The organism is Rhodococcus sp. NCIMB 12038, assembly GCF_002165735.1.
In the GTDB taxonomy this organism is placed as follows: Bacteria; Actinomycetota; Actinomycetes; order Mycobacteriales; family Mycobacteriaceae; genus Rhodococcus_F.
The window spans coordinates 1-19017 of the sequence record NZ_NHML01000018.1 but is presented as its reverse complement, the minus strand read 5'-3'; the positions used below and the strand labels follow the sequence as shown (position 1 = coordinate 19017).

Here is a 19017-nt window from a genome sequence, read left to right as displayed (position 1 = left end):
CGGCCCATCGCAATCGCTGCTCTCGATTCGCCGGTGCGGTAGCGATCGTCACAGGCGGGGGTCGCGGAATGAAGAAGACTATCGCTGACCGCTTGGCGGCGGAAGGGGCCCAAGTGGTCCAGTGGGATCGAATGTTCCATCCGTTGTCGGGCGGGGGCTGCCATCAGACAGTCGAGCTCGACATCACGGACCACAGCGCGGTTCGAAATGCTGTTCGAGCCGTGGTCCGCGACCATGGGGGATCGACATCCTGGTGAACTGTGCCGGAATCGAGGGGCCCTTCGCTCTTGCCGAAGACTATCCACTCGACATGTGGCATCAGGTGATCGACGTGAACCTGACAGGTACGTACCTGTGCTGCCGCGAAGTGATCGAGCATATGGGGAGGCAGGGTGGTGGACGAATCCTCAACTTCTCCTCCATCGCTGCAAAGGAAGGCAACGTGCACCAGAGCGCGTATGTCGCCGCGAAGGCCGGTGTCATAGGACTGACCAAAACGTTGGGCAAGGAGCTTGCGCAGGACAACGTGACGGTCAATGCCATCGCACCGGCTGTGTTCGACACGCCGTTGACCGCTCATGCAGCTGGCATCGATCCTTCAGCTGTCGAACTTTTGAAGGAGAAGATTCCGATGGGCAGGGTCGGGCGGGTCGAGGAAGCCGCAGCGGTGGCGACCTGGATTCTGTCCGATGCGTGCTCGTTCACGACGGGCTTCGCATTCGATGCTTCAGGAGGTCGGCTACCTTCTGATCGTCCGCCATCTGGTCTGCCCGCTCCACCGCGTCCATCGAACCACGAATCCGAGACCGTGGACGCTCTGCAATCGAGTGGGTTGCGGGCGCACTCCTTCGACGCGCTGTCCCGACTCGGGGTGCGGGAGCTACGAGTCACGCTGGCCGCGGGGACCCGCGACCGAATGTCCGGTCGTGGGGGCGCCGACCGCGGGGCCACGGTCACCGTGGTGCACCACACCGCAGTCGCGCACGGTGGCACTAGGGAGCGGATTAAGCGGTTCCGTGCGCCTTCGGGGTGAGTGGGAGTGGAACCCACCCGGTGGTCTCCGCGCGCACGACTGCCCGCGCGGAGCCGGTAGAGGAATTCTCAGGTTCAGCCGCGCGCGAGTTCCCCCCCCGTGGCGGTCACCGCGGGCGTGGCGACGACACCGTCCGTCAGTCGGCGCATGACCACGCCGAGGGTGGTCATGCGAGTGCGCAGGCTTGCCGCCCCAAAGGTTGCGTTGGGACCCGAGTTCCTCGGCGACCCGGCGAACGAGAAGCGCCGACTCCGACCATCCGTCGGCTGGTCCGGGTGGGCGAAGGACGCAGGAGCAAACGCAGTAATGTGGTCGGGGTCCCTATTTGCCACTCGGATAATTTGGGCTCATCACCGGAACCTGTCGTCCTTGTCGCTTCCATCATTGGCAGAGGCTGTGTCTGACTCTCACATCGATTCCCCGTCCGCCGAACCGCTTGCCGGGCGTGCATCTTGGATCACCCTGCTGGCACCGAGTGCGTCCTGGACGGGCCGGAGTGCCCTCTTCCCTGAATCGAGAGGCCGGTCCGAAGCCGTACTCGGACCCGGAGCCTGCTTATGGGCCGCCGAGGTGGCCACCAGGAACGCAGACCGTATCCCTGAACTCCTCCCGGAGTTCGGGGGCGGTAAACGAGCGCTCGAGGTGCTGAGAATGGGGGTCGAGTCCCTTATCGATCGTGTCCTCTTCCGTCTTCGGGACATGGATCCGGAGACGATCATCACCGTCGAGGCGACCACCAGCATCCGGGAGATGGTCCGCCGCGGGATCCACTACGACCGCATCCTCCGCGCCGTGCACATGACCCAGGCAGATCTCACCGACTCCCTCTACCAAGCCTGCCGCAAGGTCCTGCCCGCCGGCCAGGTCGGCGAGCAGATGACCTTCGTATCCTCCGAGTTGTTCCGCTTCTTCGACCAGTTCAGCCACGAACTAGCCGAAAACTACCGGCTCGAACAGTCGGCCTGGGAACACAGTGGAGACGCCACCCGCGCCGAGGTCGCCCGGGGCTTGCTCGAGGGAACGGTGACCTCCCTTCAAGCGGAGGATCGGACCGGCTACCGGATCACTGAACGACACCACGTCGCCCTCGTCCTCGGATCGACCGCACTGATCGTCAACGACCGCATCGAAGCAGTCGCCGACCGCGCCCGGCGGATCCTGGAGGGAATCGGGTGCACCGCGCAACTGATAGCCCCGAGCGGATACGGTCGTCTGTGGGCCTGGGGCAGCGTCGTCGATTCCGCTGATCTGCGGCTGACCCGTCCGCCGGTTGCCCCCGACGTCCTCGTCGCGGTGGGCACGGCAGGACTGGGCCGGAAAGGCTTCGGAGACAGTCACGCCGAGGCCTTGGCCGTCCTCAGGCTATTGACTCTACGAGATCCCTCGGTGCCGGACAGCCTCCTGTTTTCCGAGGTCGAGGTCCCGGCGCTGATGAGCCAGGACCAGGGCATGCTCACGCGCTTCGTGCGGCGCCACCTAGGAGCGCTGGCGGAGGACTCGGCCTACATGGCCGAGTTGCGTACCAGCCTGCTGCAGTATCTCAACACCGAGCGCAGCCTGCTGCGTACCGCCAAGCGTCTGCACGTTGCCCGTAACACGGTGACCTACCGGATCAAGAGAGCAGAGAAAATCCTGGGAGGACCGGTGGAGACCGACCACCACGCACTGCATACGGCCTTGATGATCAGCGACCTGCTGGGCACCGTCGTTCTGACACCGGGCAAGAGCTCGCGCTGACGCCGCTGGAGAGATAGTCGTCGGGGCAGTGACGGCCCTGCAAGATCGCGAGTAGCCGAAGCCACAACGTCCTGAGAACTGCAGGCCATCCACCGCAGCTCTTACGAGAATGAGGTGATCACAACCCGGTGAAGGCAGGTGGTTGGGCCGTTGGCGCCCGGTCGGGCGGGGTTCGCTAGGCGGCGAGCGGATGCGCGGCGAACCGGGCCGGCAACTGTGGACGTGTCCACGTGCAGCCCCGGTCGCAATCACGGCGTTCGGGTGCCCGTCGGCGGCGGCATGCACGATCCGGGCATGCGGCGCGGTCACGGTGCACGCCGATGTCCGTGCGGGCGCGGAAGGGCAACGCGGCACGCTCGACGTGCGGACAGGTCGATCACGACACCATCACACGTCATGATCACGGTTCCCCCGCACGACCGGTGGGCCAGGATGTCAGTCATGGCCGCCATCCGGTTTCGACGAAGATCTCTCTGCACCAACGCCTATCCGCCCGAGTCCGCGAGCGGTGGACCGCGATCACCCGGGTCGAACTGCGTTTCCGGGCCCCGCACGCCTACGTCGACGCTGTCCTGACCGACGGGTACACCCAACTACTGTGCCGCCTGAAGTATATCGGCTACGCCGCATATAGGGCTCCGCGGTCTCTACCGTGCCGGCCACGACGACGCCCAGAACCCCTACCTGCCCGCCGGTCAAGCGCTGGTGCCGCTGACGTGGCCCTCGACACAGCCTGCGTCCGCTGTCTCGCTCGCCCCCGCACGGTCCTTGAACCCCGACCAAAATAGCGCCGACGGCCACTAGCTGCAGATATGGCCTCCCGAGCCAATGCAATTCCTGAACCCTGGGCTGGCACCACAAGAGCGCGAGAGCAGTGGTGCAGAACACTTCTCTCATCGAGGTCGAGACGTATCACCTAGCAACCCGGCCCATTCGACTTCGAGCCGAAGGCTCCCCAATCCCTGCCGCACACGGAGAAACGACCTATGACTGAAATTTCCCTGCGTCCCGAAGCTGCCACCGACCCGCAACGGCGTGCCGACTTGCTCAGCCGGATCGATGAACTCGCACCGATGCTCGCCGCCAACGCCGTCATTGCCGACCAGGACCGCAAGGTCCCCGAGGAAAGCATCAAGGCTCTCTTCGAGGCAGGAGCATTCAGGCTGACCAGACCCAGAGCTTTCGGCGGATATGAGTCCTCGGCTCGCACCCTCTACGAAGTTATCGCGGCGATCGGCCGCCACTGCCCAGCGTCCGCTTGGGTCACCTCACTGTCCAGTGCCTCGGTCTGGGCGGTCGCGCACTTCCCTGCGACGGCCGTTGAGGAGGTATTTGGCGCCAACCCCGACGCGCAGTTCTGCGGCTCGATCACACTGGGCGGTGAGGCCACCCCCGTGGACGGTGGCTACATCGTGAACGGCAGTTGGGGATTTCAGTCCGGCAGCTACTATGCCGACTGGGCCATGCTGGGAACGCCAATCAAAGACGAGCACGATGAAATCGTCGACCAAGTCTTCGTGCTCGTTCCCCGTGAGGAATTGGGATGGAAGGACACCTGGCACGTTGCCGGCATGCGCGGCACTGGCTCGAATACTCTCATCGCCGAAGAGGTCTTCGTTCCGGAGAATCGGATCATGTCACTGCCGGGAACCTTGACGCATACCTTTCCCCAGGATCTGAGCGACAACCCGCATTACAACATGCCGATGATCCCCCTATTCAACCTCGCGCTGGTCGCGCCGCAGATCGGCATGGCCCGAGGAGCGCTCGACTCGGTGCTAGATTCCCTCGCCCAGCACCGAGGCATTGCCTTCTCCTACTACAAGGTTGCTGCCCAGGCCTCGATCACACAGACTCAGGTCGCCGAGGCAGCCTCCCTCATCGACACCGCCGAAGCTCTGCTCCTCAAGTCCGCAGAGGAGATCGACTTATTCGGTGCCAGTGCACAATTCATGCCAGCCACCGACCGCATCCGGGTCAAGATGGCCATCAACCGCGCCATGGAATGCGCCCGGGACGCAGTGGATCGACTACTGAACGTCGGAGGAGCCTCGAGCTTCGCGAACTTCAACCGGCTGCAGATGTACTGGCGTGACATCGAAACAGCATCTCGTCACGCGTTGCTCGCTCCGGCAATCGCGCGGGAAAGCTACGGACGGACGCTGCTCGGCATCGACGACCAGTCCACCCCATTCCTGTAACACCACAACGGATACTCCACTATCCGAAAAAGGAACACGACCATGTCCATCGACGCAGCCACCCCCGTCGCATCTCCTGTCCTCAAGCGCGCCTACGGCAAAATCCCTACCTCCGTTGCCATCATCACCACCGTCCACGACGGCAGGCCGAGCGGCATGACCGTAGGCAGTTTGACGTCTGTGTCGTTGGAACCGCCCCTCGTGACGTTCTCCGCGCTGGACACCTCGTTCACTGCCCAACAGGTCCTGAATTCGGGTCGATTCCAGGTGAATCTGCTCGCCTCAGGCCAGGAGGACACATGCTTCATCTATGCTTCCCGCCACCGCGCGGAGGAGCGGTTCGCTCCCGGTACGTGGACCTGGTCCCCGAACGGATTGCCCCGTCTAAACGGGTGCGTTCTGTGGCTCGAATGCGAACTCATCGGCCAGCCCGTCGTAGGCGACCACACGATGGTGATCGGACGGATCGCCGCGGCTCGAGAAGGCGCGGTCGACGCGACTCCACTCGTCTTCTACCGCTCCAAACTCGGGGGCCTCGACCCGCGCCATATGCGATTGGCCCAGCCCCAGGACTTCGAGTGGTCCGAGCTCTGAGGACAGCGCGTCGCCGGGGAGGTTTCCTGGGCCACCGCACATTTAGCCGCCAGGACCCGACGAGCGTCTACAACATCCTGCCCACCCAGGCAATCAAGGACGGGTGCCTGCCCACTAACTTCGAATTTCGCCCCAGGATTCACGTCAACGGCGTCGCCCCGGGCGGCATGTCGACCGATCTACGCCGTCCACAATCGATTGCGCACGACGAGTCGAACGCGTCATCGCTACCGCTGGCGGGGCTCCTCCGACACTGCACGCCGCTGCGGCAGCTCGCTGAGCCAGCGAACTTCACCGCGCACCTCGTTCCGCTTGCCTCCGAGAAGAATTCGGGGACCAAGACCGGGGCGATCATCAACTGCGATGGCGGCAACGGCATATACGGTCTGCCCGATACCGCCTGGCGGGGAGAATCTTTGAGCCGCTTAGGGCGACGCTACTTCCTCGTCAAGTGGATCATCCTTACACCCAACAACACCTTGCTCAGCAAGAACCCCAACCTCTGATCAGTCGATACAGGAGCAATTCAATGACAAAAGTGACCGAGCTCGGCTACCTAGGGCTGTCCGTTTCGAATCTGGACGCTTGGCGAGACTACGCCGCCGGAATCATGGGCATGCAGGTCGTCGATGAGGGCGAGGGCGACCGCATCTATCTCCGAATGGACCGGTGGCACCACCGAATCGTGTTGCACGCAGACGGCGGAGACGATCTTGCCTACCTCGGCTGGCGTGTGGCGGGCCCCGTGGAACTCGACGAACTCGCCGAAAGGCTGGAGAACGCCGGCATCCCGTTCAAGGTCGCCTCCGACGTCGAGGCGGCCGAGCGACGGGTGCTGGGCCTGCTCCAACTGGAGGATCCGAGCGGCAATCCGACGGAGATCTTCTACGGGCCGCAGATCGACACTGCTTCGCCGTTCCACCCTGGCCGGCCCATGTTCGGCAAGTTCGTCACCGGAGACCAGGGGCTCGGCCATGTGATCATTCGCGAGGACGACGTAGAAGCAGCGACCCGCTTCTATCGGCTGCTCGGACTCGAGGGTGCGGTCGAGTACAAGATCGCGCTCCCCGACGGATCAGTGGGAACTCCGGTGTTCATGCACTGCAACAATCGGCACCATTCCATCGCCTTCGGGCTTGGCCCGATGGAGAAGCGAATTAACCACTTGATGGTCGAATACACCGAACTTAATGACCTCGGCTACGCGCACGATCTCGTTCGGCAGCAGAAGTTCGACGTTTCCCTGCAGCTCGGCAAGCACTCCAACGACGAAGCGCTCACATTCTACTGCGCCAACCCGTCCGGATGGCTGTGGGAACCAGGCTGGGGTTCGCGGCACGCGCCCTCCCAGCAGGAGCACTATGTACGCGACATCTTCGGTCACGATAACGAGGTCGAAGGCTACGGCTTGGACATCCCCCTCAAGTAGGCGCGGTTGGAAACCGTGGCGGGTGGTCGTTGGATGCCGTCGATCGGACCACGCTTTGGACGTGTCAGTAAGCAACCCCGTATCGAAGTGTGAAGGCTCTCTTGCAGGGCGAGCTTCATCCGCACATCCGGGACAAGACGAGGCGCGACACTTGAGCTCGGTACGCCGCAGGGGTTACGTCATCGACAAAGCGGACCTGTGCCGAGCCCATTGACGGCCTTTTTACATTCCATGGAGTGTCCGACAGATGCACTGCCGATCTAGGTCCATCCCTACCCGGGTGAGCTCGTGTCTGACCCTAGGTTTGATTGATTGCATGCAATTTCCGAGTCCAAATCATCGGAGCCCCTGGCAAATTCGGTGAGCTATCAGCTCGCTGACGATGGGGTGAACCCACATAGGAGGAACAATGCCGCTGCGCCAGAATGGGTCGCTGCGCCAGGAAGACCGGGTCGACATGGCTCCGCGTCTCCACCGTGACGCCCTCTACATCGGTGGCCAATGGTGCGGTGCGTCGACCGGGGATCGGCTGGTCGTCGAAAATCCGGCAACGGAGGAAGTATTGGGCTTTGTCCCGGCCGGGGGCCGAGTTGACGTCGACAAAGCAGTCTCTTCCGCAGCCGAGGCAGCGGCCGAGTGGGGTTCGTCGTCGGTCGACGAGCGGATTGCAGTCCTTCGCCAGCTCGGTTCACTCCTGCGAGCGAGTACCCCCGAGCTCGCGGCATTGGTGACCGATGAGGTCGGGGCACCAATCAGATTCTCCGAGAAGGTGCATCTCGGGCTACCCGTCTCGGTCGTCGACTCCCACGTCAGCCTGCTCGAACAAGGGGCGCTCGATGACGAACGGATCGGGACTTCGCTGGTGACCAAGGCCCCCATGGGTGTGACTGTTGCGATCACCCCGTGGAACTATCCGCTCCACCAGGTCATCGGAAAACTCGCCCCAGCAATCGCCGCAGGCTGCACGACAGTCGTCAAACCCAGTGAGATCGCTCCGCTGTCCACGTTCATGCTTTTCGACCTCCTAGCTGAGTGTGGCTTGCCGCCCGGCGTGGTCAACCTCGTCAGTGGTGTGGGTTCCGATATCGGTGAGGCGCTCGTGAGCCATACAGACGTGGACATGGTGTCCTTCACCGGCTCGACCCGTGCAGGCCGCCGGGTGGCGGAGCTTGCCGGCACCGGCCTGAAGAAAGTGACCCTCGAACTGGGCGGAAAGTCGGCGAGCATCATTCTCGACGACGCTGACCTCGATACGGCAGTGAAGGCAACCGTTGCAAAGGCATACCAGAACGGCGGGCAGACGTGCTCAGCATGGACCCGCCTGCTGGTGCCGGATCGTCTGTACGACGAGGTGCTGGAGCGGGTCGTCACCGAAGCGGCGTCGTTCGTCCCCGGCGATCCGCGTGAACCCGCCACCAAACTCGGACCGATGGTCTCCGGCAGCCAGCGTGCGCAGGTCCTCGACTACATCCGCAAGGGCGAGGCCGAGGGCGCGAAGGTGGTCGCCGGCGGTGCGTACGACGTGCCAGGCATGACTCGCGGACACTACGTTCCTGCAACCGTGCTGACAGACGTCGTGCCGGACGCGACCGTCGCTCAAGAGGAGATCTTCGGGCCGGTTCTCTCCGTCCTCCGGTACGAGAACGACGACGACGCTGTCGCCGTGGCCAACAATTCCCGCTACGGGCTCGCCGGCGCGGTGTGGTCCACCGACGTGGATCGCGCGTCCCGGGTGGCGCGCAGATTGGCAACCGGTCGCGTCGACATCAACGGCGCCGCCTTCAACCCCCTGGCCCCATTCGGGGGCTTCAAGGACTCCGGTTTCGGCCGAGAGCTCGGCCGCTACGGCTTGGAGGAGTACCTCCAGCCGCGATCCCTCCAACTCTGACCCTGCTTCCAGGACGGTCTCCAGACGATGAACGCGATCCAGTCACTACTCTATCCACGCTCCATTGCCGTGGTCGGAGCATCCAACGACCCCGGCAAGCTGTCCGGACGCCCGATAGCTCACCTGCAGCGCCTCGGCTTCAAGGGCCAGATCGTCCCGGTCAACCCGCGGCGCGCAATGGTGCAGGGCCTGCCCGCGGTGGCCACCATCGAGGAGATCACGAACGACGACGTCGACCTCGCACTCATCATGGTCGAGGCCGACGGTGTCGCAGAGGCAGTCCGCGCATGCGGTAAGCGGGGCATCCCGGCTGCCATCGCCTGTGCCTCCGGGTTTGCCGAGACGGCGGGTGGGGTCCGGCTCCAGGACGAACTGCGCGCGGCGGTCGAAGAGAGCGGAGTTCGTCTCCTCGGCCCCAACTGCCTGGGCATGATCGGCCTACACGACCGAGCGGTGCCCACCTTTACCACCGCCCTCGACAACATCGCCGATCTCGCGGTGGGACCGATTGCCTTCGTCAGTCAGAGCGGTGCATTCGGATCACTCATCTTCAGCCAGGCCCAACAGATGGGGCTGGGCATGTCGCACTTCATCACCACCGGCAACGAGGTCGACTTGTCGGTGCCGGAGCTGTTGAACGCCCTGGTTGACGACCCCCATGCGCAGGTGTTGCTCACCTACTTGGAGGGTGTCGCTGACGGGCGTGAGCTGATCGAGGCCGCACGGAAGGCCGACGCGGCGGATAAGCCCCTCATCGCGGTCAAGGTGGGTAGGTCCACCAGCGGCGCCGCCGCCGCGCGGTCCCACACCGGTGCGATTGCCGGTTCGGACGCTGTATTCGACGGCTTCGCCGACGAGTTCGGCGTCATCAGGCCCGACAGTATGGGTGAGATGCTCGACCTGGCGGTCATGTTCGGCACCGGTCGACGGGCACAGGGACGGCGGTTGACGACCATCACGCTCTCCGGAGGGGCCGGGGTGCTCGCGACCGACGTGGCCGAAGAGCTCGGTCTCGACCCGTCGCCGTGGCCGGACGTGTGGCAGCGGGAGATGAGGGCCGCGATCCCGCCGTACGGGTCGTCGAAGAACCCCATTGACCTCACAGCCACCATGCTCAGCGACCCCGACCTTCTCGCCGGCGCTCTCGGGGTGGTCGAGCGAAACCCGGATACGGACTTGGTGCTGATAATCCTCGGGAACGCCGACGATTCCGCGCCCGCCCTCGTGGAGGCGATCCGCCGATTCCATGAGAAAACTCATGTGCCACTTGCGGTGTCGTGGACCGGTGGGAACGGCTGGGCGCTCGACGAGCTCAACGGTGCGGGGATACCTACGTACATCGATCCGTCTCGCGCGGTGGCGGCCCTGGCCGCGTTGGCCGACTACAGCTTGCGGTCCGTACCGGAAATTCCCACGCCACCTGCCGGTTTCGACGTGGCCGCCGCACGGGCACTCATCTCGGAAATCCGTGCCGAGGGTCGCTGCCAGCTGAGCGAATATGAGTCGGTGCAACTCCTTGCGACTTACGGCATCGGGTGCACGCAATCGATCCCCGCAGATACGGTGGAGGCCGCCGTCGCGGCATTCGACGCTGTGGGCGCATCCGTTGCGGTCAAGCTCCTCAGCGCCTCTGTCGCGCACAAGAGCGATCTCGGCCTGGTCAGGCTCGGCCTCGACACACCCTCGGCAGTCGCGGATGCAGGGCGAGAGATCCTCGCCGCGGCGCAATCGGCCGGCATCGAGGACGGTCGCCTGCTCGTCCAGGCGATGGCGACCCCGGGCGTCGAGATGATTGTCGGAGCGAAGAACGATCAGGCATTCGGCCCCGTAGTGGTCGTCGGGCTCGGAGGCATCCATGTCGAAGTGCTCCACGACAGCCAAGTGCGCCCAGCGCCGATCGGGGACTCCTCAGCCCGAACGATGCTGAGCCACCTGCAAGGGCACAAGTTGCTCGACGGGGCGCGTGGAGCCGCGGCCGTCGACGTGACAGCAGTGTGCGACGTCGTCACCCGCCTCTCCTGGCTGATGGCGGATCTCCAGGACCTGATCGAGGAGATCGATGTGAATCCCGTGCTCGCCTCTGCTCACGGTGCTGTCGCCGTCGACGCGCTGGTGCTGCTGCGTTCCACCCGGGAACAGGACGGTGTGCGATGAAGACGGCCTACCTCGTTGACGGTGTCCGCACGCCGTTCGGGCGCTACGGCGGAGGACTCGCCGAGGTCCGCACCGACGACCTCGCCGCCCACGTCGTGGGGGAGCTCGTCGCTCGGCACCCTCAGGTCGACTGGGAGTCACTGGACGACTTGATCCTCGGCTGCGCCAATCAGGCCGGTGAGGACAACCGAAACGTCGGGCGCATGGCCGCGCTCCTGGCCGGTCTTCCGGTGGAGGTGCCGGGCAGTACGGTGAATCGGTTGTGCGCCTCGGGCCTGAACGCGGTGGCCTCGGCTGCGCAGGCCATCCGTTCGGGTGACGTCGATCTGGTGATCGCCGGCGGGGTGGAAAGCATGACGCGAGCGCCGTTCGTCTTTCCGAAGTCGGCCACGCCGTTTGGGCGGGCGATGGAGGTCCACGACACGACGATCGGCTGGCGCTTTGTGAACCCGGCGATGAAGGCGGCACACGGCATCGACTCGATGCCGCAGACCGCGCAGAACCTCGCCGACGAGCGGGGCATCGGTCGGGAGGACCAGGACCTGTTCGCCCTGCGCTCACAGGAACGCGCAGCGAAGGCCCAGGCCGAGGGACGCTTTGCGGTCGAGATCGCGCCCTTGGCGCTCGAGTCGGACGAGCACCCCCGACGGACCAGCATGGAAAAGCTGGCCGCGCTGCGCCCGATCGAGCCGGGCTGGACGGTGACGGCGGGAAACTCGTCTGGCGTGAACGATGGTGCCGTCGCGCTGCTGGTTGCCTCCGCCGAAGCAGTGGAGCGCTACGAACTGCAGCCGCTGGCCCGGATCACGTCATGCGCGGCCGCCGGTGTGCCACCGAGAACCATGGGAATCGGTCCGGTGCCAGCGACCAACAAGCTGCTCGCCCGCCAAGGTCTCTCATTGTCCGACATCGACCTCATCGAGCTCAACGAGGCCTTCGCAGCCCAGTCACTTGCCGTGCTGCGGGAGCTCGGCCTCCCGGACGACGCGGAGCACGTCAACCCCAACGGTGGAGCAATTGCGCTGGGGCATCCGCTCGGCGCCAGCGGTGCACGGCTTGCACTCACCGCGGCGATCGAGCTGAAGCACAGAGTGGCGATCCGAGCGATAGCGACGCTGTGTATCGGGGTCGGCCAGGGGCTTTCGGTCCTTCTGGAGGCGGCATGAGCGCGTATGACACCCTGTTGTACGACGTGACCGACGGCGTAGCCGTGATCACCTTCAACCGTCACGAGGCACGCAACGCACTCAGCAGGGCGGCGCTCGCCGACCTTCGTGCAGCGCTCTCGGTCGCCCGCGAGGACGACTCGATCGGTGCTGTGGTGTTCACCGGTGCTGGGGAGAAGGCCTTCGTCGCGGGGGCAGACATCAGTCAACTCCGCAGCTCCTCCCTGCACACCGGCTCGAGTCGGAGATGCAGCGCACCTTCGACGAGGTGGAGTCGTTCGAGAAGCCGACGATCGCCGCAGTGAACGGCTTCGCGTTGGGCGGCGGCTGCGAGCTGGCGATGTCCTGCGACATCCGGATCGCTTCATCAAACGCCCGCTTCGGCTTACCCGAGACAACGCTCGGAATCCTGCCGGGCGCCGGTGGCACGCAGCGTATCGGCCGTTTGGTCGGGGTGGGTCGGGCCATCGAGCTCGTCCTCACCGGTCGTCTCGTCCCCGCCGACGAGGCGCTACGGATCGGACTGGTCACGGCCGTCACCGCGCCAGGTGAACTGCTGGAGGAGGCGCGGCGAACCGCCGTGACGATCCTGTCCAAGGGCCCGCTCGCCGTGCGCCTGGCAAAGCTCGTGATCCGCTCGGGTCTGGATGCCGATCTGCGGACCGGGCTTGTCGTGGAGCGGCTCGCCCAATCCCTGCTCTACACCACCGCGGCAGAGGGCGCGCAGGCGTTCATCGACAAGCGGGTCCCGCAGTTCGGAGGTATCTGATGAAGGTGTTGGTCGTCGGAGCGGGAGCGATGGGTTCCCAGGTTGGCATGGTGGTCGCGCTTGCGGGGCTGGAGGCGGTCGTGTGTGACGTTTCTGTGCAGGCTCTGGCAGATGCGGAGGCATCGCTGCGGCAGCGGCTCGCCGGGCAGGTCGCCAACGGCCGTCGCACCCAGGAGGCCGTCGACGGAGCCTTTGCCCGGCTCCGCTTCGAGAGCAACCTCGAGTTCGCGGCAGCCGATGCAGACCTGGTGATCGAGGCCATCGTCGAGAAGGTCGACGCGAAGCGTGCCCTCTTCGCCGAGCTCGGCCGCCTCACGCAGCCACACGCGATCCTCGCGTCCAACTCGTCGTCGATCGTGCCCTCCAAGCTGGCCGACGCGTCGGGACGGCCGGACCGCTTCGTCAACATCCACTTCTTCAATCCCGCGCTGGTGATGAAGGCGGCCGAAGTTGTTCGCGGACCGGAGACCTCGGACGCCACCATGAAGTCGGCCGTCGACTTCGTCGAGCGGATCGGGAAGACCCCCATCGTGCTCGACAAGGAGATTTTCGGCTTCGCTGCCAACCGGCTCCTCAACGCGGTACGCGATGAGGCGATACGGCTCTACGAGGACGGATACGCCTCGGTCCAGGCGATCGACACCGCCGCCAAGGCGGCACTGGGCTATCCGATGGGTCCATTCGAACTGATGGACCTCACCGGCATTGACATCGGCTATCACGTGAAGAAGGAGCGCTACGCCGAGACCGGTGACCCAGCGGACCTTCCCAGCCGGAGCGTGACCGAACTCGTCGAGTCCGGTCACCTCGGACGCAAGACCGGCCGCGGCTGGTACACCTACGACAAGACAGGAACCTGACATGGACCTCTCGTTCAACGAGGAACAGGTCGGCTTCAAGAAGCTCGCCCGTGATTTCCTCGACAAAGAAGTCGTTCCGTTCCGTGCTGCATGGGATCGTGCGGAGTCGGTCGACACGGCGATCATTCCCAAGCTTGGCCAAATCGGCTTCTTCGGGCTGACCATCCCCGAGGAGTACGGCGGACTCGGCGGCGACTACATCACCTATTGCATCGGCATGGAAGAACTCGGCCGCGCAGACTCCGCCGTACGCGGCATCGTTTCGGTCTCGATGGGCTTGGTGGGCAAGGTGATCCTGTCCCACGGCACCGAGGAGCAGAAGCAGCAGTGGCTCCCCGGCATCGCCGACGGCACCACCCTGGCCTGCTTCGGACTCACCGAGCCCGACACCGGCTCCGACGCCGGGAACCTCAAGACCCGCGCCACCCGCGACGGTGACGACTGGATCCTCAACGGCAACAAGATTTTCATCACCAATGGCACGTGGGCCGACGTCTGCCTCGTCTTCGCGCGCACCGGCGGGCCGGGTCCCAAAGGTGTCTCGGCCTTCCTCGTCCCAACCGACACACCCGGCTTCGGCCGCACCGAGATCCACGGCAAGCTCGGCCTACGAGGCCAGGCCACGGCCGAACTGTCCTTCGACGGAGTGACGGTCCCCGCGAGCGCACTGCTCGGCGCCGAGGGCGAGGGATTCAAGATCGCAATGCACTCTCTCGATAAAGGACGCGTCTCCGTCGCGGCCGGTTGCGTCGGAATCATCCAAGGCTGCCTCGAGGCAGTGGTCGACTACTCGACCCAGCGGCGGCAGTTCGGACGCCCGCTCGCATCGTTCCAGATGATTCAGGACATGATCGCCGACATCTCGGTGGACGCCGACGCCGCCCGTCTTCTGACGTGGCGGGCGGCAGACCTGATCGAGCGCGGTGAGCCTTTCGGCACCGAGGCCTCCAAGGCCAAATACTTCGCCTCCGAGGCCGCAGTCCGTGCGGCCAACCTCGCCATCCAGGCCTTCGGCGGCTACGGCTACGTCGACGAGTACCCCGTGCAGAAGTACATGCGCGACGCCAGGGTGATGACCCTCTACGAAGGCACCTCCCAGATCCAGAAGCTGCTCATCGGCCGCGCCGAGACCGGCGTCAGCGCCTTCCTCTGAAAGAACCCAACAATGACCACCCCTCACGCGACCCCTTGGTCATCGGCCAGATACCTACCCGTCGTGCAGCGTTTCGCCGACGTCAGAAGCCCTTCAACAAAGGAGAACCAGTGATCTCACATCACATGATCGAGCAGCGAATCCAGTCCGGAGCGCTCGAATCCAACACACTGCTTGCGGGTGACCCGGACGCGCCGGCGCTGGTTCTGCTTCATGGATCAGGACCCGGCGCGCACGCCGCCTCGAACTGGGCACCGATCATCCCGGAACTCGCCAAGCACTTCCGCGTCATCGCCCCCGATCTCGTCGGGTTCGGAAAGACCGAACTCCCTGTCTCCTACCCCGAACACATCATGTCCTGGACCGGAATGCGGTTGGAGCAGGTGCAGGGCCTGCTCGACACCCTCGGTGTGAACAAGGCGCACATCCTCGGTAACTCCATGGGCGGAGCGGTAACGCTGCACCTGCTCGCGGAGGCTCCCGACAGGTTCGACAAGGCAGCCCTGATGGGATCCATCGGCGCTCCGATCACCAAGGCACCGCAGGAACTCATCCGGCTGGTCAACTTCTACGCCGACCCCCGCCTTCCCACGTACCGCCAGCTCATGCACAGCTTCGTCTACGACCCGGCAACCTTCCCGGGCATGGACGAGATCGTCCGGACACGCTTCGAGGTCGCGACCGATCCCGAGGTCCAGGAGGTGCAGGAGGTGATGTTCCGATCCATGCGCAACGGCATGGAGTCCATCGTCCTGCCACCCAGCGTCCTGAAAACCCTTCCGCACGAGGTCCTGATCTTCCACGGTCGCCAGGACCGCGTCGTGCCGCTCGAGACAAGCCTCTACCTGCTCCAGCACCTCGAGCGTGCCGAGCTGCACGTGCTCGACAGGTGCGGCCACTGGGCGCAGCTGGAGCGTTGGGACATCATGCAAAGCCTCCTCCTGCGCCACCTGGGTATCGATGACTGACAACGCGGCACCGGCGACAGCCCTCGAGCCAGTTCCAGCCGTCACCGACACGATTGCGGCGGAACTGGCCGAGGAGCTCGAGGCTGCTCGGGTAGGACGTAGCCAGATTCGGCAGTTGAGCCAGCGCTATCCGGAGATGAGCATCGAGGACGGGTATCGGGTGAACAGGGCCTGGTCCGAGCTTCGGCAGCGGGGCGGCCGAGAAGTCCGGGGCCACAAGATCGGCCTGACCTCAGTGGCGATGCAACGTGCAGTCGGGATTACCGAGCCCGACTACGGGACACTCTTCGACGACATGTTCTTCGAGGACGGTCAACGAATCGATCCGCCGCTGTTCATCACTCCCAAGGTCGAAGTCGAACTGGCGTTCGTGATGGCGCGTGACCTGACGGCGGTGGACGCCACGATCTTCGACGTGCTCGATGCCACTGCCTATGTCGTGCCCGCGCTGGAGATCATCGATGCTCGCATCGAGCGGATCGACTCGGCCACCGGAGCAAGTCGAACTGTCAAGGACACCATTGCGGACAACGCCGCCTCGGCGGGTGTGGTGACCGGGGGGCGGCCCGTTCGTCCCCATGACCTCGATCTGCGCCGCGTCGGTGCAATCCTGATGAGGAACGGGATAGTGGAGGAGACCGGTGTGGCGGCGGGCGTCCTCAACCATCCGGCGAACGGCGTCGCCTGGCTTGCGCGAAGGTTGGCTCGATGGGGTGAGTATCTGCACGCCGGTGAGCTCGTTCTGGGTGGTTCGTTTACTCGCCTGGTCGACGTGAGCGCCGGCGACGTCTTCACCGCCGACTACGGTGACCTGGGCACGGTCTCCTTCTCAATGGGCGGGGCGTCATGAGAACCCCGGTCAACGAATTCAAACGCCGCCTGTCCGGCGATCAGCCCCTGATCGGGTTCTGGCTCACCCTCGGTGACACTGTGAGTGCCGAGGTCTGCGCAGGTGCGGGCTTCGACTGGGTCGTCATCGACGGGGAGCACGGACCGTACGACGCGCGCTCCGTGCTCCCGGTCCTACAGGCAATGGGAGGCTATCCCGACTGCGCGCCGGTGGTGCGTGTCCCGACGGGGGAGCCATGGCTGCTCAAGCAGTACCTCGACGCCGGCGCCCCCACCGTTTTGGTCCCCATGGTCGACACAGCCGCCCAAGCCCGAACGGTGGTCGATGCCTGTCGCTATCCACCGCAAGGATCGAGAGGAGTGGGCGGTGCGCGGGCGAGCAGGTGGGGACGGTATCCCGACTATCTCAAAGAGGCTAACGACGAGGTTTGTGTCCTGATCCAGGTCGAGACCGCCGAGGCACTGGACAATCTCGAGGAAATTCTCGACGTGGAGGGGATCGACGGGGTCTTCGTCGGTGCCGCCGACCTTGCTGCCTCCCTCGGGCATCCGGGCTACGCCGCGCACCCCGAGGTGCAGAGTGCCATCCGGACCGCTCTCGCACTGATCGAGAAGAAGGGACTTCCGTCAGGAACCCTTGCCACCGTTGAAGAAACCGCCCACGCCTATGTCGAAGCCGGGGTGCGGTTCGTGGCCGTCGGAATCGACGCACATCTACTCGCCCGCCACACCAGCGCGCTGGCGCAGCGGTTCACCTGACACAACATCAGATTCGGCAGTTGTCCCGATGTTTGAAAACGATCTACAACCGGCCCTGGCCGTCGCGTGCGGCATATCCGGTGCTGAACGGTCCATATGAACTCTTGAACGGGGGAGTAGTAATGAATCGGCCAACCCAGTTGCCGCCCAGCGCCGCGAATTCCGACAACCATCAGAACGCACCGCAACTGACCGGCGACGAATTGTGGATGGCCCTCAAGGCATTGACAGGAATAGGCGCGCCCGCACGAAGGTACGCTGCTCCTACAGCTACCGTCGTTGACAGGACTTCGCACGGTGAGTTGCGGGGAGTGGGACGTACTCGCTCTTGCTCGATTCCGTGACGGGAAGCGTGATGAATCATGAATGGAATACGCGTTTCCCTCGCATGAGAATTCGAGTCCTCAGTGCAATGGCGAGCTTTTAGTCCAGGCTCGTAGTACCTGCCGCCCGCCGACCCGAGCGGATATTCCGTCGGGTTGGCGGGTTGGTGGCCGCCAGCTGCGCGGAATCGGGGTGGATGGGGGAGCTCATTGTTGAGGTGCGCGTTTGTCATCGACATAGGGGGAGTCGGCGGACGAAGCCGGCATTTTCCAGGCGGCGGATGGTTCTGGTCATCGTGGCGGCATCGGAGTCCATCAGGTTGATCAGGTCGACCTGGCGTTGCGGGCCCGCCCAGTTCCCACAGGTGCATCACCACCAGCGCCTGGCCGGGGTGAAGGCAGACACGCAGGAGCTGGCCGGCGATCACGCGATGGGCTCGGGACACGCGGAGATCGCATGACTGATCGGCCCACCCGCTGCAGCCGCGGGCACGGGCACAGATCCGGTCACTGATCCGGCCTCTTTCTTTGGCACGCACTCCGTCATGGTCATCCCACTTTCATAAACTGTTCGAGCTCCCGTCGATGTGGTCGAACAGCACTCCGAAGTCGGGCTGATCGGCACCGAGTTGGGCTTGCACAGCGGGTGAGGTCATGCCGATCTTGCGGTCGACGACGTGGTGGCGTCCGGCGACCGCTGCATCGGCGTTGAGATCTTGTACGCGGTAGGCGGTGTCGATGTCGATCCGCCCGATCAGATTCCGTACCGGGGTGCGCGGGGCGCCTGCACGTTCGGCGTCAGCAATCCGTGCGGCCGTGTCCTCGATCAGGTAAGTGTCTACTGGGCGGACGGAGGTCATCCGTGGACCCTTTTCGTTGGGTCTGCGTTGTGGGAACAGCTGGGGTCTATTCGTCGACGGACACGGCGGTGTTGATCCCGAATCCGGCGATCCACTCCGGGATTTCGCGGTAGAAGGTCGAGGTGACGCGGTACTTCCCCACGGCGCGCATTGCCGCGTACGCGGCGATCCAGGTGCGCACTTCGTGGGAGGAGTGCCCGGCCTGCTCGACGAACCACTCATTGGTCCAGGAGTCGATCTGCTCGATCTCGCCCGAGGCGAGAACGTCGAGCAG

At 64.6% G+C, this 19017-nt stretch carries 18 protein-coding genes and 3 pseudogenes; 17 read left to right on the top strand and 4 right to left on the bottom strand.

Annotated features, from left to right (window positions below; genetic code table 11):
- The first annotated feature begins 68 nt into the window (after window positions 1–68).
- A pseudogene (locus CA951_RS26300) lies at window positions 69–1033 on the top strand (SDR family NAD(P)-dependent oxidoreductase).
- Between the two features lie 116 nt (window positions 1034–1149).
- Here CA951_RS26300 and CA951_RS44485 read toward each other — a convergent pair.
- A pseudogene (locus CA951_RS44485) lies at window positions 1150–1327 on the bottom strand (LacI family transcriptional regulator); the annotation flags it as partial.
- Between the two features lie 357 nt (window positions 1328–1684).
- Here CA951_RS44485 and CA951_RS26295 point away from each other — a divergent pair.
- From CA951_RS26295 to CA951_RS26230, 15 genes are all read left to right on the top strand, one after another.
- Window positions 1685–2770: a CdaR family transcriptional regulator gene (locus CA951_RS26295; protein ID WP_179220312.1), complete on the top strand. Its 1086-nt coding sequence runs from the start codon at window positions 1685–1687 to the stop codon at window positions 2768–2770.
- A 986-nt stretch (window positions 2771–3756) separates the two neighbouring features.
- Complete coding sequence (locus CA951_RS26290; RefSeq protein ID WP_087559633.1) at window positions 3757–4971, top strand: acyl-CoA dehydrogenase family protein; 1215 nt, start codon at window positions 3757–3759, stop codon at window positions 4969–4971.
- A gap of 42 nt (window positions 4972–5013) precedes the next feature.
- Complete coding sequence (locus tag CA951_RS26285) at window positions 5014–5565, top strand: flavin reductase family protein (protein WP_087559632.1); 552 nt, start codon at window positions 5014–5016, stop codon at window positions 5563–5565.
- On the top strand, window positions 5550–6071 hold the full coding sequence (locus CA951_RS26280; RefSeq protein ID WP_087559631.1) for a hypothetical protein: 522 nt from the start codon (window positions 5550–5552) through the stop codon (window positions 6069–6071). Before CA951_RS26285 ends, CA951_RS26280 begins: the two co-directional genes overlap by 16 nt.
- Window positions 6072–6094: 23 nt before the next feature.
- Window positions 6095–6994: a biphenyl-2,3-diol 1,2-dioxygenase gene (bphC, locus tag CA951_RS26275; protein WP_087559630.1), complete on the top strand. Its 900-nt coding sequence runs from the start codon at window positions 6095–6097 to the stop codon at window positions 6992–6994.
- Window positions 6995–7403: 409 nt separating this feature from the next.
- A complete protein-coding gene (locus tag CA951_RS26270; protein WP_256974082.1) occupies window positions 7404–8882 on the top strand; it encodes an aldehyde dehydrogenase family protein in 1479 nt (492 codons plus the stop codon).
- Window positions 8883–8951: 69 nt separating this feature from the next.
- Window positions 8952–11036: an acetate--CoA ligase family protein gene (locus CA951_RS26265; protein WP_179220311.1), complete on the top strand. Its 2085-nt coding sequence runs from the start codon at window positions 8952–8954 to the stop codon at window positions 11034–11036.
- Window positions 11033–12202 carry a 3-oxoadipyl-CoA thiolase gene (pcaF, locus tag CA951_RS26260; RefSeq protein WP_087559628.1) on the top strand — a complete coding sequence of 390 codons (1170 nt, stop codon included), beginning with the start codon at window positions 11033–11035 and terminating at the stop codon, window positions 12200–12202. Before CA951_RS26265 ends, pcaF begins: the two co-directional genes overlap by 4 nt.
- The gene (locus tag CA951_RS44480) at window positions 12199–12507 is read left to right on the top strand and encodes an enoyl-CoA hydratase-related protein (RefSeq protein ID WP_256974081.1); all 309 of its coding nucleotides are present in this window, start codon (window positions 12199–12201) and stop codon (window positions 12505–12507) included. The genes pcaF and CA951_RS44480 overlap by 4 nt, the downstream gene beginning before the upstream one ends.
- Entirely contained in the window at window positions 12450–12971 is a 522-nt protein-coding gene (locus tag CA951_RS26255) for an enoyl-CoA hydratase/isomerase family protein (protein ID WP_256974080.1), read from the top strand. The genes CA951_RS44480 and CA951_RS26255 overlap by 58 nt, the downstream gene beginning before the upstream one ends.
- A complete protein-coding gene (locus CA951_RS26250; protein ID WP_087559627.1) occupies window positions 12971–13831 on the top strand; it encodes a 3-hydroxyacyl-CoA dehydrogenase family protein in 861 nt (286 codons plus the stop codon). The genes CA951_RS26255 and CA951_RS26250 overlap by 1 nt, the downstream gene beginning before the upstream one ends.
- A 1-nt stretch (window position 13832) precedes the next feature.
- Complete coding sequence (locus tag CA951_RS26245; RefSeq protein ID WP_087559626.1) at window positions 13833–14984, top strand: acyl-CoA dehydrogenase family protein; 1152 nt, start codon at window positions 13833–13835, stop codon at window positions 14982–14984.
- A 110-nt stretch (window positions 14985–15094) separates the two neighbouring features.
- Window positions 15095–15952 (top strand): alpha/beta fold hydrolase, encoded by an 858-nt coding sequence (locus CA951_RS26240; RefSeq protein ID WP_256974079.1) that lies wholly within the window; start codon window positions 15095–15097, stop codon window positions 15950–15952.
- Entirely contained in the window at window positions 15945–16802 is an 858-nt protein-coding gene (gene hpaH / locus CA951_RS26235) for a 2-oxo-hept-4-ene-1,7-dioate hydratase (RefSeq protein ID WP_087559624.1), read from the top strand. Before CA951_RS26240 ends, hpaH begins: the two co-directional genes overlap by 8 nt.
- A complete protein-coding gene (locus CA951_RS26230; protein ID WP_087559623.1) occupies window positions 16799–17560 on the top strand; it encodes an HpcH/HpaI aldolase/citrate lyase family protein in 762 nt (253 codons plus the stop codon). The genes hpaH and CA951_RS26230 overlap by 4 nt, the downstream gene beginning before the upstream one ends.
- A 552-nt stretch (window positions 17561–18112) precedes the next feature.
- Here the strand turns inward: CA951_RS26230 and CA951_RS45190 are convergent.
- A complete protein-coding gene (locus tag CA951_RS45190) occupies window positions 18113–18199 on the bottom strand; it encodes a MarR family transcriptional regulator (RefSeq protein ID WP_218780519.1) in 87 nt (28 codons plus the stop codon).
- Between CA951_RS45190 and CA951_RS43830 the strand changes: the two genes are divergently transcribed.
- On the top strand, window positions 18165–18344 hold the full coding sequence (locus tag CA951_RS43830) for a hypothetical protein (protein WP_218780516.1): 180 nt from the start codon (window positions 18165–18167) through the stop codon (window positions 18342–18344). The genes CA951_RS45190 and CA951_RS43830 overlap by 35 nt on opposite strands.
- 99 nt (window positions 18345–18443) lie before the next feature.
- Here the strand turns inward: CA951_RS43830 and CA951_RS26220 are convergent, their stop codons facing one another.
- Window positions 18444–18743 carry a hypothetical protein gene (locus CA951_RS26220; protein WP_256974078.1) on the bottom strand — a complete coding sequence of 100 codons (300 nt, stop codon included), beginning with the start codon at window positions 18741–18743 and terminating at the stop codon, window positions 18444–18446.
- 46 nt (window positions 18744–18789) lie between these two features.
- A pseudogene (gene mhpB, locus CA951_RS26215) lies at window positions 18790–19017 on the bottom strand (3-carboxyethylcatechol 2,3-dioxygenase); the annotation flags it as partial.